Origin of the sequence: Streptomyces sp. ADI95-16 (genome assembly GCF_003721495.1) — a bacterium.
Taxonomy (GTDB): Bacteria; Actinomycetota; Actinomycetes; order Streptomycetales; family Streptomycetaceae; genus Streptomyces; species Streptomyces goshikiensis.
In genome coordinates this window covers 4748399-4760460 of the sequence record NZ_CP033581.1, presented here as the reverse complement: position 1 = coordinate 4760460, position 12062 = coordinate 4748399, and the positions used below count along the sequence as shown (strand labels likewise).

Annotated in this window: 11 protein-coding genes; 2 read left to right on the top strand and 9 right to left on the bottom strand. The window is 72.9% G+C overall.

The genetic code is table 11. The annotated features are described in order from the left end of the window. Window positions 1-83: 83 nt before the first annotated feature. The 5 genes from EES41_RS21175 to EES41_RS21155 form a co-directional block, all read right to left on the bottom strand. Entirely contained in the window at window positions 84-1631 is a 1548-nt protein-coding gene (locus EES41_RS21175; protein WP_123079896.1) for an alpha/beta hydrolase, read from the bottom strand. 63 nt (window positions 1632-1694) lie between these two features. Continuing rightward, window positions 1695-2189, bottom strand: a complete 495-nt coding sequence (locus EES41_RS21170; protein ID WP_123079895.1) for a hypothetical protein — start codon at window positions 2187-2189, stop codon at window positions 1695-1697. 77 nt (window positions 2190-2266) lie between these two features. Then, the gene (locus tag EES41_RS21165) at window positions 2267-4120 is read right to left on the bottom strand and encodes a long-chain fatty acid--CoA ligase (protein ID WP_254211776.1); all 1854 of its coding nucleotides are present in this window, start codon (window positions 4118-4120) and stop codon (window positions 2267-2269) included. Window positions 4121-4260: 140 nt separating this feature from the next. Continuing rightward, window positions 4261-5247 (bottom strand): DUF1648 domain-containing protein, encoded by a 987-nt coding sequence (locus EES41_RS43100; protein WP_254211529.1) that lies wholly within the window; start codon window positions 5245-5247, stop codon window positions 4261-4263. Next, a complete protein-coding gene (locus EES41_RS21155) occupies window positions 5244-5591 on the bottom strand; it encodes a GntR family transcriptional regulator (protein WP_123079893.1) in 348 nt (115 codons plus the stop codon). Before EES41_RS21155 ends, EES41_RS43100 begins: the two co-directional genes overlap by 4 nt. Before the next feature lie 103 nt (window positions 5592-5694). On the opposite strand from EES41_RS21155, the gene EES41_RS21150 reads away from it, so the two are divergent. Further along, window positions 5695-7743, top strand: coding sequence for a sialidase family protein (locus tag EES41_RS21150; protein ID WP_123082612.1), 2049 nt, complete (start codon window positions 5695-5697; stop codon window positions 7741-7743). A 32-nt stretch (window positions 7744-7775) separates the two neighbouring features. Then, window positions 7776-8075 (top strand): hypothetical protein, encoded by a 300-nt coding sequence (locus tag EES41_RS21145; RefSeq protein ID WP_123079892.1) that lies wholly within the window; start codon window positions 7776-7778, stop codon window positions 8073-8075. A 59-nt stretch (window positions 8076-8134) separates the two neighbouring features. Here EES41_RS21145 and EES41_RS21140 read toward each other — a convergent pair whose 3' ends face one another. The 4 genes from EES41_RS21140 to mqnE form a co-directional block, all read right to left on the bottom strand. Beyond that, window positions 8135-9442, bottom strand: coding sequence for a dicarboxylate/amino acid:cation symporter (locus EES41_RS21140; protein ID WP_174261716.1), 1308 nt, complete (start codon window positions 9440-9442; stop codon window positions 8135-8137). Window positions 9443-9829: 387 nt separating this feature from the next. Continuing rightward, the gene (locus EES41_RS21135) at window positions 9830-10141 is read right to left on the bottom strand and encodes a DUF4229 domain-containing protein (RefSeq protein ID WP_037791398.1); all 312 of its coding nucleotides are present in this window, start codon (window positions 10139-10141) and stop codon (window positions 9830-9832) included. A gap of 79 nt (window positions 10142-10220) precedes the next feature. Next, window positions 10221-10745 (bottom strand): GNAT family N-acetyltransferase, encoded by a 525-nt coding sequence (locus EES41_RS21130; protein ID WP_123079890.1) that lies wholly within the window; start codon window positions 10743-10745, stop codon window positions 10221-10223. Between the two features lie 98 nt (window positions 10746-10843). Beyond that, window positions 10844-12007 (bottom strand): aminofutalosine synthase MqnE, encoded by a 1164-nt coding sequence (gene mqnE, locus EES41_RS21125; protein WP_123079889.1) that lies wholly within the window; start codon window positions 12005-12007, stop codon window positions 10844-10846. Between the last annotated feature and the right edge of the window lie 55 nt (window positions 12008-12062).

Here is a 12062-nt window from a genome sequence, read left to right as displayed (position 1 = left end):
CCGGCGGGTACGCCACCGCGGGGCGGTCCGGACGGCCGGGCCGGGGCGCGAAACCCCGCCCCGGCCTGGCCGGATCCGCCCCCTCACTGTCCCGCGGGGCAGGCCCGCGTGCCGGACGGCAGCCCGCCGTCGACGAGGAAGTGGTTCACGAAGTCCCGTACGCAGGGCGAGGTCATGTAGCCGGTGTGCCCTTCGCCCTTGTGGTCCAGGACCACGGCGGAGCGGCCGAGGCGGCGCGCCGTCTCCTCCGTCCATTCGTACGGGGTCGCCGGATCGCCGCGGGTGCCGACGAGCAGCATCCGCGGGAGGCCGGCCGGCCGGTCGATCCTCCGGATGAAGTCGGTGCCGGCGGGGCGGCCGTAACAGGACAGCACGGTCATCAGCTGGCTGGGCCCGAAGATCTTCGAGGCCGCGCGGAACTCTCCGATCAGCCCCCGGATCTCCTGCTCCACGGCGGCCGGAGCGGCCTTGTCCTCGCCCCGGTCCGGGTCGTCGGCGCAGTTCACGGCGGCGAGCGCGGCCTCGGCGTTGTCGACGGGAATACGCCTCGGGCCGTCGCCCTCGTCGGCCGGGTCCGCGGGCTCGCCCAGCCGTGTCAGCGCGGAGGGGTCCGCGTCCCGCTCGATCCGCCGCAGCCCGTCCGCGAGCGCGGGCCACGTGGCGGGCGCGTACAGGGCCGCCGCCACGGCCGCGACCACGTCCCGCCCGGTGATGTACCTGCCGCCGTCGACCAGCGGGCGCGCGTCGAGCCGCGCCACGAGGTCGTTGACCTTCTCCTTCGCCGTCCGGGTGTTGGTCCCGTAGACGCAGCCGGGCCGGCGGGCGCACCAGCCGAGGAAGCCGTCCAGCGCCCGCTGCTGTCCGCGCGCCGATACGAGGGCCTGCTCGGTGAGCGGCTCGGTGAGGGTGTCGACCCCGTCGAGCACCATCCGGCCGGTCTTCCCGGGGAACTGGGCGGCGTACACGGCGCCGAGCCGGGTCCCGTAGGAGAAGCCGAGGTAGTTGAGCTTCGGGTCGCCGAGCACCTGGCGGATGACGTCCAGGTCGCGGGCGACGTGGACGGTGCCGATGTACGGGAGCACGGGTCCGGAGTGCAGCTCGCACCGCCGCACCAGCAGGCGCAGCGCGGCCAGCTGCGAGGCGGCGTCCTCCCCCGCGGCGGAGTCCAGTTCCAGGGAGCCCCCGCAGGAGACGGGCTCGCTGTGGGCCACGCCCCGGGGGTCGAAGGTGACGAGGTCGTACCGCTTGCCGAGGTCCGCGAAGGGCTTGGGGTCGGCGGCGAGGTTCTCGATCCCGGAACCGCCGGGGCCGCCGTAGTTCAGGAGTACGGATCCCAGGCGCGGGCCTCCGCCGCCGGTGGCGGGTATCCGGGCGAGGGCGAGCCTGATCGAGCCCTTGGCCGGGTCGGCGTGGTCGAGGGGGACGGCGATCTCGCCGCACCGCATCCCGTCGGGCACGCGCCGCTGGGGGCAGGCGCCCCACCGGACCCGCTGGTCGTAGAACCGGTCGAGCCCGTCACCGGCGGCGGCGCCGGGCGAGGGGGCCGCGGCGAGCGCGGCGGCCACGCCGGCGGCCGCGGTCGCGGCGGCGGCGGACCTGCGCAGGCTTCGGAAACGGCGGGACCGGTGCACGGCACCCTCCTCGGGCGACCCCCTCGGGCGACCCCCTCGGACGACCCTATGCCGGGGGCGGCCCTAACGCTGCTTGACGTCCGCGATCTCCACCGTGAGCAGCTTCGGCTCCGGGGCCTCGCGGCCGGTCATCTCGACGGTGACCTCGGTGGGCCAGGAGACGCCGTGGTAGACGCCGACGGTGTCGGTGGTGAAGCTGCCGGAGGCTTCGTACCCGTCCGGCCCGGTGACCCGTACGGTGACCTCGTAGAAGCCCTGCCGGGTCTGCGTGTTCGTGATCACGACGGGGATCCGCAGCCGGCGCTCCCCGCCCCGGACGGCGGCGAAGGCCTTCACGTCCCCCTGCTGGGCGACGGCGGGCCCGAATTCCTCGGTCCCGGCCGGTGTGGCGGGCGGCGGGGTCGGCGTCGGCGTCCGCCTGACCACCGGCGGGGGCGACGCGGGCCCCGTCGTCCGGGCGCCCTCGCCCTCCGGTTCCCCCGCCGTGCACCCGGCGAGAGCGCCGCCGAACACGGCCGCGGCCGCGACGGCGGCGCCGATGCGCCCGAACTTCACCATGTTTCTCCCCCCGGAGTCCGATCCTGTGGATCATACGGCCCCTCGCGGGGCGCCCGGGGGGCCGGACTCGGCAGGGGTCACGGCCGCCGGTACAGCTCGTCGATCTCCCGGCCGTAGTCCCGGGCGATCGCGGCCCGCCTCAGTTTCATCGAGGGCGTCAGGTGCCCCCGCCGCTCCGTGAACTGCCCGGGCAGCACTGTGAAGCGCCGGATCGACTCCGCCCGCGACACCAGCCGGTTCGCCTCGTCGACGGCCCGCTGGACATCGGCCCGCAGCTCCTCGTCCCGGACCAGCTCGCGCCCGGGGACGTCCTGTTTCTTGTGCATCTGCCGCCAGTGCGCCAGCCCCTCCGGCTCCAGCGTGATCAGCGCGGCGACGTACGGCCGGTTGTCTCCGACCACGAGGCACTGCCCGACCAGCGGGTGCGCGCGCAGCCAGTCCTCCAGCGGGGCCGGGGCGACGTTCTTGCCGCCGGAGGTGATGATCAGGTCCTTCTTCCGCCCGGTGATCGTCAGGTACCCGTCGTCGTCGAGTTCGCCGATGTCCCCGGTGGCCAGCCACTGGCCGCCCTCGTGCGCGGCGACGTTCCAGTACCCGGCGAAGACGTGCCGGCCGCCCAGCAGCACCTCGCCGTCGTCGGCGATGCGGACCGCCGTGCCCGGCAGCGGCCACCCCACCGTCCCCAGCCTCGGCCGCAGCGGCGGGGTGACGGTGGACGCCCCCGTGGTCTCCGTCAGCCCGTACCCCTCGAAGACCTCGATGCCCGCGCCGGTGTAGAACGCGGCGAGCCGGCGCCCCAGCGGGGAGCCGCCGCTGAGGACGTACCGGACGTGCCCGCCGAGCGCCGCCCGGATCCGCCGGTAGACGAGCGGGTCGTACAGCGCCCGCGCCATGCGCAGGCCGAGGCCCGGCCGCTTGCCCTCGACGGTCTCCCCGTAGCGGCGGGCGATCCGCGCGGCCCGGTCGAAGGAGGAGGCGCGGCCCATCTTCTCGGCGGTGGCGCGGGCGGTGTTGTAGACCTTCTCCAGGACGTACGGGATGGCCAGCAGGAACGTGGGCCGGAACCCCGCCAGGTCGGCCAGCAGGTCCTCGGTGCTGATGCTCGGCGCGTGCCCCAGCCGCACCCTCGCCCGCAGGCAGGCCACCGCGACCATCCGCCCGAAGACGTGCGACATCGGCAGGAAGAGCAGGGTGGACGCGGGTTCTCTGCTCACCGATCTGAACACCGGGTGCAGCAGCCCGACCGCGTTGTCGACCTCGGCGAAGAAGTTGGCGTGCGTCAGCACGCACCCCTTGGGCTGTCCGGTGGTCCCCGAGGTGTAGACGAGGGTGGCCACCGAGTCCGGGGTGCGCGCCGCCCGCCGGGCGTGCACGAGGGCGCCGGGGATCCGCTCCCCGGCCTTGACCAGCCGCTCGATCGCCCCGGTGTCGAACTCCCACAGGTGCGCGAGGCCGGGCAGGTTCGCCCGTTCGGAGCTGATGAGCCGGGCCTGTTCGGTGTCCTCGACGGCGCAGGCGACGGCTCCGGAGTCCTGGATGATCCAGCGCGCCTGGAGGGCGGAGGCGGTCGGGTAGACGGGTACGGTGACCAGCCCCGCCGCCCATCCCGCGAAGTCGAGCAGCGTCCACTCGTAGGTGGTCCGCGCCATGATCGCGAGCCGGTCGCCCTCGCGGAGCCCCTCGGCGATCAGTCCCTTGGCGACGGCGAGCACCTGCGCGGCGAACTCGACGGCGCTCACGTCGCGCCAGGTGCCGTCCCGGTCCTTGCGCGCCAGTACGGCTTCGGCCGGCGCGGCCAGGGCGTTGTCGAACGGGATGTCCCCGAGCGAGCCGTACCCGGGCGGCGCCAGCGGCGGCACGACCACCTCGCGCACGACGCCGTCGACGACCGTCTTGAAGGGCGGTTCGGGCAGCCCGGACCCCACCGTCACCAGCTCGGTATCCACGGGCGTTCCCCTCGGCTCGACAGGAGGTTACCGCCGGTAATCTACGCAACCGTAACCTCACTGACCAGCCCGCGAACAAGACCCACCCACCACCGTCACACGACCGGCACCACTGGAGACCCGGGTCAGGGGCGTTCGGCGCGCGCGCCGGCCAGGGAGTTCAGCAGGGCCGCGCCCCGCTCGGCGTCGTCCACGCTGACCGCGAAGTCCTTCCCCTTGGCCCGGATCACCAGACACTCGCCGGCGCGCAGCATCACCGTCGTACCGAGGCCGCTGAGCCGGTACCCCCAGCCGCCGACCTGCGCCGGCGTCCGGCGCTCGGCCCGCGCCCACTCGACGTCCGCCGCGTCCCAGCGCCGCACCGGCCATCCCAGGGGCCCGAACGCCACGTCCACGCCCCGCTCGCCGACCCGCACCCGTACCGAGGAACAGACCAGCACCGCCGCCGAGGCCGCCGCGAACGGCACGATCAGCAGCCACCTCGACGCGGCGAGGCCGCCGGTCCCGACCAGCGGCGCGGCCACCGCGACCGCCCCGGTGGCGGCGGCGACCAGCCTCAGCCAGGGGTTGGCGGTGCGCGAGAGCCACACCCGGCGCTCCCCTTCGGGAATCTCCATCCGCTCGCCCTGCCCGCGCTTCGCGGGAGCGGCGGCCGGCCGGCGGCTCACCAGCCACGCCACGCATCCGGCCGCGGCCGCCGCGAGGAGCGTCACCACGGCCCCGACGGCCACCGGGTCCGCGTCGTGCCAGTCCGCGTGGTGGAGGTTCGCCCGCACGATCGAGACCTGCCCCCCGGCCAGCAGCACCCCGCCCGGGGCCAGCACCGCCGCGCGCCACCGGCGGGCCGCCCGCCAGAAGACGGCGGCGGCGACGAGCACGGCCCAGACCGCCGCCGGCGCCACCGCGGCCGCCCAGAGCGGAAGCGACCCGTCGGGCTCCCCGAGGGTGCCCCAGTGCGTCGCCAGCCGATCCCCGTAGGCCCCGCGCATCGACAGCGGCGCCACCACGAGCAGCGCGAGGATCCCGGCCGCCCAGGCGGTCGTACCCCATGCGGCCCAGCCCCTCGGTGCCCGTATCTCCCGTAACTTCCCGCGGTCCCCGCGCTCGCTCACCGCGCCTCCTCGATCATCCGTATGAGTTCGGCCTTGCCGTAGCCCCGGCGCGCCCCGTCGGCCACCAGTTCCCGCACCCGCTCCAGGAGCACCGACCGACCGTCCGCCCCGCCGGCCACGGTCACCCCGCGGCCGCGCCGGAACTCCAGCAGCCCCTCGTCGCGGAGCGCGCGCAGCCCGCGCAGGACGGTGTTGGCGTTGACGCCCAGCGCCAGCGACAACTCCCGCGCCGGCGGCAGCCGGTCGCCCGGTCCGCACTCCCCCTCGGCGATGGCCCGCCGGATGGCGCCGGCCACCTGCTCGTGCAGGGGACGGTTGTCCGCGATGTTCAGCCTCAGCAACATGGTGATAAGGACGCTAGCACCATCTACATCATTTAACACCCGGTGCGACGTGGCAGCATGACCGCCGATGATCATCGGCCACGCCCGCACCGAAAGTGACCCCATGCCTTCCCCTGCACCCCAAGTCCCCGGCGGGCAGCGGCGCTTCCCGCGCCCCGCCCGGCTGTGCGGCCTCACGCTCGGCCTGCTCGCCGCCACCGCCCTCACCCTGGCCCCCTCGCCCGCCACCGAGGCATCGGCCACCGAGGCATCGGCCGCCGAGGCGCCGACCGCCACCGCAGGGGCCGCCACGGCAGGGGCCGCCGAGAACCCCGTACCGGCCGTGGTGTCCACGCCCTTCGCCGCGGGCGCCGACGGCTACCACTGCACCCGGATCCCCGCCCTGGTCACCACCCGCTCCGGCGCCCTGCTCGCCTTCGCCGAGGGCCGGGTGCGCGGCAGCGAGGGATGCGGCGACGTCGGCGACAACGACATCGTCATGAAGAAGTCCACCGACGGCGGCGCGACCTGGGGCCCCCTGAAGGTGCTGGTGGGCGCCGGGACCGACAAGCTGGCGCACGGCAACCCCGCACCGGTGGTCGACGCCGTCACCGGCCGGATATCCCTCCTCTACTCCAGCAGCGACTGGAACCGCGACCAGGGCAACCCCTCCCGCGCGGGCTTCGCGCGCACCGTGTGGGCGGCGCAGAGCACGGACGACGGCACCACCTGGTCCCGGCCGGCCGAGCAGCCGCAGCTCAAACCGGCGGGCTGGAACTGGGTGTCCACCGGCCCGGGACACGGCATCCAGCTCGCCCGCGGCAGCCACCGCGGCCGCCTCGTCGTCCCCGGTGACCACACCGCCGCCTCCGACACCACGGCCGGGATCCAGCTCTACTACAGCGACGACGGCGGCCTCACCTGGGAGTTGGGCGCCCGCTCCGAGGCGCCCAAGTCCGGCTCGTACCCGGCCGAGCCGACGGTCGCCGAAACCGCCGAGACCGCTGACGGCAGCCTGTACGTGAGCGCCCGCAACTCCGAGAACGTGCGCTGCGCCACCAACGACCACCGGCTCGCGACCACCAGCCCGGACGGCGGCGCCACCTTCGCCCCCGCCGGCTTCGCCCCGGTGGCGAACCTGGACACCTCACCCACGTACGGCTCGCTGCTGCGCCTGCACTCCACCGACCTCGACGGCCGCCCCGACCGGCTGCTGTACTCCGGACCCTCCCGGCTCGGCCCGAGCCCGCTGGAGGACCGGCGCGAGCTGGCCATCCGCTCCTCCATCGACGAGGGCCGGACCTGGCAGACCGCCGGAACGCTCATCACCGCCGGCCGCAGCGGCTACTCCGACCTCGCCCTGCTGGCGGACCGGTCGTCCATCGGCGTCGTGTACGAGACCGCGACGACCATCCCGCACGGCAGCGTCGTCTTCACCTCCTTCACCGAAGCCCGGATGGACGCCGCCAGGACCGAACTCCGGCGCCCGCGGACCCCGGACACCAGCGCCCACCACAACGACGCCGTGGTGCACGGCGGCGCGCGGCCCGGCGTCCGGGCCGACGGCAAGGCGATGGAGTTCGACGGCAAGGACGACTACCTGCGGCTGGTCGGCTGCACGGACGCGCTGCGCGTCAGGCAGCAGGACTTCACGGTGACGGCCTGGTTCCGGCACACGGCCACCGGCGGCGGCCTGCCGATCGTGTGGGCGTACGGCATGTCCGACGCGGGCCACCCGAACCCGAAGGTCCGCCAGTTCTGGCTCAAGGCCGAGCCGGGCCAGAAGCGGCTGCGGGCCGCGATCCAGACCGACACCTCCTACGCGGAGGTCAAGACCGACTCCGCCTACAACGACGGCGCCTGGCACCACGTCGTCTTCAAGCGGGAGGCCGGCAGGCTGCTGCTGTCCGTGGACGACGGTACGGAGTTCAGCGCCCCCGCACCGGCGGGCGACATCACACCGCCCGGGCAGTTCAACATCCACGTCGGCGCCCGGCCGGACTTCCCGAACCAGGCCACCGGGGTGAAGGAGCTCTTCAACGGCGGCCTGGACGACGTCCGCCTCTTCGGCCGCGCCCTCACCCGCGCCGAGTCCGCCCGGGTCCGCGCCGGCGCCACCGACGTCGCCACCGACCAGGAACGACTCCGCCTGGCCTTCGGGACCACCGGCTGACTTCGCAAGGGAGACCTCACATCACCGACCACATGGACCTGCCGGAGGACCGGGGGTGCCTCCGCTGGGTGCTGGGCCTGCCCCTCGGCCTCATCCACCTCCTGAACGCCCTGTTCGTCCTCGCCGCCGTGGCGGCCGGCCCGCAAGGGCCGTGGGACGACCGGGGGTACACCCGCATATCGGCGGCGTGCTTCATGTCGCTCTGCCTCAGCGTGATCGGGGGCCTGATCACGCTGATCCCGAGCGTGCGCCGGGCCATGGGCGCGTGGTGGTTCGCGCCGCCCCTGGTCCTCGGAGTCGTCGCGTACGTCCGCATGACCACCCTGGCGTAGCCCGGACGCACCGCGGCCCCCGCCCGGACGGGGGCGGGGGCCGCGGCGGGTACGTGCGGTCAGGCGGCGACGGCCACCGCGGGGCGCTCGTCCAGCGGGGAGGAGGAGGCGGCCTCATAGGCCTCCTTGTCCAGGATTCCCTCGCGGGCCGAGACGATGACCGGGACCACGGCCTGGCCGGCCACGTTGGTGGCGGTGCGCATCATGTCCAGGATCGGGTCGATCGCCATCAGCAGGCCGACGCCCTCCAGCGGGAGGCCCAGGGTGGAGAGGGTCAGGGTCAGCATGACCGTGGCGCCCGTCAGACCGGCCGTCGCGGCCGAGCCGATCACCGACACGAAGGCGATCAGGACGTACTCCTTGATGCCCAGCTGGACGTCGAAGATCTGGGCGATGAAGATCGCGGCCAGCGCCGGGTAGATCGCGGCGCAGCCGTCCATCTTCGTGGTCGCGCCGAACGGAACGGCGAAGCTCGCGTACTCCTTCGGGACGCCGAGGCGCTCGGTGACCTTCTGGGTGACCGGCATGGTGCCGACGGAGGAGCGGGAGACGAAGGCCAGCTGGATGGCTGGCCAGGCGCCCTTGAAGAACTGGACCGGGTTGACCTTGGCGACGGTGGCGAGCAGCAGCGGGTAGACGCCGAACATGACGAGCGCCGAGCCGACGTAGACGTCGGCGGTGAAGGTGGCGTACTTGCCGATCAGGTCCCAGCCGTAGGTGGCGATCGCGGTGCCGATGAGGCCGACGGTGCCGATCGGGGCGAGGCGGATGACCCACCACAGGGCCTTCTGGAGGAGCTCCAGGACGGACTCGGCGAGGCTCAGGACCGGCTGCGCCTTCGCGCCCAGCTGGAGGGCGGCGATACCGGCGACGGCGGCCATGAAGACGATCTGAAGGACGTTCAGCTCGGTGAACGGCGTGACGACGTCCGTCGGCACGATGCCGGTGAGGAAGTCGATCCAGGAGCCGGTCTTCTTCGGCAGCTTGCCGTCCTGCGGGGTGAGGCCGGTGCCGGCGCCCGGGTTGGTCAGCAGGCCGATCGCGAGGCCGATGCCCACCGCGATCAGCGAGGTGATCATGAACCAGAGCAGCGTGCGGGAGGCGAGCCGCGCGGCGTTGTTCACCTTCCGGAGGTTGGTGATGGACACCAGGATCGCGAAGAAGACGAGCGGGGCGACGGCCAGCTTCAGCAGCTGGACGAAGATGTCGCCGACCTGCTCCAGGGTGGTCTTCAGCCAGCTGATGTCCTGGCTCTTGGCGAGCCAGCCGAAGAGCACGCCGAGCACGAGACCGGTGATGATCTGGGCCCAGAAGGGGAACTTGAACGAGGCCTTGGCGGGGGCCTGGGGGGTCGCGGACACGGACAACACACTCCGGAGGTGGCGCACGGGGGAAAGACGGGGGGACGTTCTGCGGTGGTGAAGCGGTGCGGCAGCCGGAAAGTGCCGGCCGGGACCGCTGCTGTATCGATTCAGCTCAGCTCAGCGACAACAGCAACAGGCCGCGGACACGCGGCGGCAGAGGTCGACGTGCAGGCGCGCCACGAGCGGAACGCTCGCGGTCATCGGGTGCGCAGCTGTGGTCAACATGTTGAACACGCTAACACTTACCCTTTGGGAACCTCAAAGGAGCGCTTTGAGCCAGCGGCGCACGGGGCCTGCTTGCGCACCCGGGAAAAACACCACCGCCCCAGCGCTACCGGGGGTACGGCCAGCGCTGGGGCGGTTCGGTGTGTGAGGAAGCTAACGGGTCCCTTACGGGGTCACACGGGCGGCGTCGTCGGCCGCGTCCTCCTGCGAACGGTTCGAGGCCAGCTTCTCCTTCGCACCCGCGACGCGTCCGGCGATCTGCTCGGACATGTCGTCACGCTGCTTGCGCAGCAGGACGAAGGAGAGGGGCGCGGACACGACGAGGGCGAGCAGTGCGACCCAGGCGATGTTGGCGTCGCCGATGCCGGCGGGCACCCAGTGCAGCTGGACCAGGCCCAGGACGACGACGAAGCAGCCGACGAAGATGCCCAGCCGCATCGCGGTGTAGCGGATCGTTGCGCTCGCTTTGAGGGACACGGTGACCCCTTCTCTCTCGGTACGTCCGGACGTGCCCGTCCAGTGAAGCACGACCGGACCCCCCTGCGGCCCGGCGGGGTCAGAGCAGCGGCAGCAGCATCGTGATGTCGTCGCGGTCGTCGCCCGGTGCCACGCGGATCGCGGCGGGGACGCGGCCGACCTCCTTGTAGCCGCAGGAGGCGTAGAAGCGCTCCAGGCCGTGGCCGCCGCGGCAGCCCAGGCGGATCGCGTCGATCCCGTCGAGCGTGCGGGCGGCGTCGGCGACGGCCGCCATCAGCTCGCGGCCGACGCCCCAGCCCTGGAGGCCGGGGTGGACCATCACCGTGTAGGCCCAGACCCAGTGCCGTTGCAGCCGGTGCGTGTTGAACGCGAGGAACGCGGCGGCCCCGACCCGGCCGTCGCCGTCACGGCCGACGACCAGACGGGTGCGGCCCTCCGCCATGGCGGCGAGGTGCTTGACCAGCTCGGGCCGGATGTCCTCGCGGGTGACGGGCGGGACGAAGCCGATGGCCCCGCCGGCGTTGGAGGCGTCGGTCCAGAGGTCGACGAGGCCGTCGCGCAGGGCGGGGTCGACGGCGGGATCGAAGGTGAAGGTAAGGGTCACAGCGCAAAACTATCCCTTACGCGCGGCGGGGGCAACGGAGCCCGGGAACAACGAAGCCCCGGTCCGCGCGGGACCGGGGCTTCAGCGTGCTCGGGGCGTCAGAGGCGCATCGGCTGCGGGGTCTCGCGCAGCTCCGTGTTCGGGCCGGGGTACTCGCGGATGACCTCGTAGCGCGTATTGCGCTCGACCGGGCGGAAGCCGGCCTCCCGGATGAGCTCCAGGAGGTCGTCACGGCCCAGCTTGTTCGGGGTGCCGTAGTTGTCGGCGTCGTGCGTGATCTTGTACTCGACGACCGAGCCGTCCATGTCGTCCGCGCCGTGCTGGAGCGCGAGCTGGGCGGTCTGCACGCCGTGCATCACCCAGAAGACCTTGACGTGCGGGACGTTGTCGAACAGCAGCCGCGAGACCGCGAAGGTCTTCAGCGCCTCCGCGCCGGTGGCCATCGTCGTCCGCGCCTGGAGCTTGTTGCGGACCTTGCCGTCCTTCATGTCCACGAAGTCGTGCTGGTACCGCAGCGGGATGAAGACCTGGAAACCGCCGGTCTCGTCCTGGAGCTCGCGCAGCCGCAGCACGTGGTCGACGCGGTGCCGGGGCTCCTCGATGTGCCCGTAGAGCATGGTCGAGGGGGTCTTGAGCCCCTTCTCGTGCGCGAGCCGGTGGATGCGCGACCAGTCTTCCCAGTGGGTGCGGTGGTCGACGATGTGCTGGCGGACCTCCCAGTCGAAGATCTCGGCGCCGCCGCCGGTGAGCGACTCCAGACCCGCCTCGATCAGCTCGTCCAGGATGTCGGAGGCCGACATCCCGGAGATCGTCTCGAAGTGGTGGATCTCGGTCGCCGTGAACGCCTTCAGCGAGACGTTCGGCAGCGCCTCCTTCAGGGCCGAGAGCGAGCGCGGGTAGTAGCGCCACGGCAGGCTCGGGTGCAGGCCGTTGACGATGTGCAGCTCGGTGAGGTTCTCGCCCTCCATGGCCTTGGCCAGGCGGACGGCTTCCTCGATGCGCATCGTGTACGCGTCCTTCTCGCCCGGCTTGCGCTGGAACGAGCAGTACGCGCAGGACGCGGTGCACACGTTCGTCATGTTGAGGTGACGGTTGACGTTGAAGTGGACGACGTCACCGTTCTTGCGCATGCGCACCTCGTGGGCGAGGCCGCCCAGCCAGGCCAGGTCATCCGACTCGTAGAGGGCGATGCCGTCCTCACGGGTCAGCCGCTCGCCGGAGCGGACCTTCTCCTCCAGCTCACGCTTGAGCCCAGCGTCCATCGGCCGGTCGCCTCCTCTTCGTCCTGTACCGCATGCCCTTGTCCGACCCCGCAAC

Coding starts and splice junctions, on each gene's coding strand:
- EES41_RS21145 (WP_123079892.1), top strand. CDS start 7,776: ATGGACCTGCCGGAGGACCGGGGGTGCCTCCGCTGGGTGCTGGGCCTG.
- EES41_RS21170 (WP_123079895.1), bottom strand. CDS start 2,189: ATGGTGAAGTTCGGGCGCATCGGCGCCGCCGTCGCGGCCGCGGCCGTG.
- mqnE (WP_123079889.1), bottom strand. CDS start 12,007: ATGGACGCTGGGCTCAAGCGTGAGCTGGAGGAGAAGGTCCGCTCCGGC.
- EES41_RS21155 (WP_123079893.1), bottom strand. CDS start 5,591: ATGTTGCTGAGGCTGAACATCGCGGACAACCGTCCCCTGCACGAGCAG.
- EES41_RS21150 (WP_123082612.1), top strand. CDS start 5,695: ATGCCTTCCCCTGCACCCCAAGTCCCCGGCGGGCAGCGGCGCTTCCCG.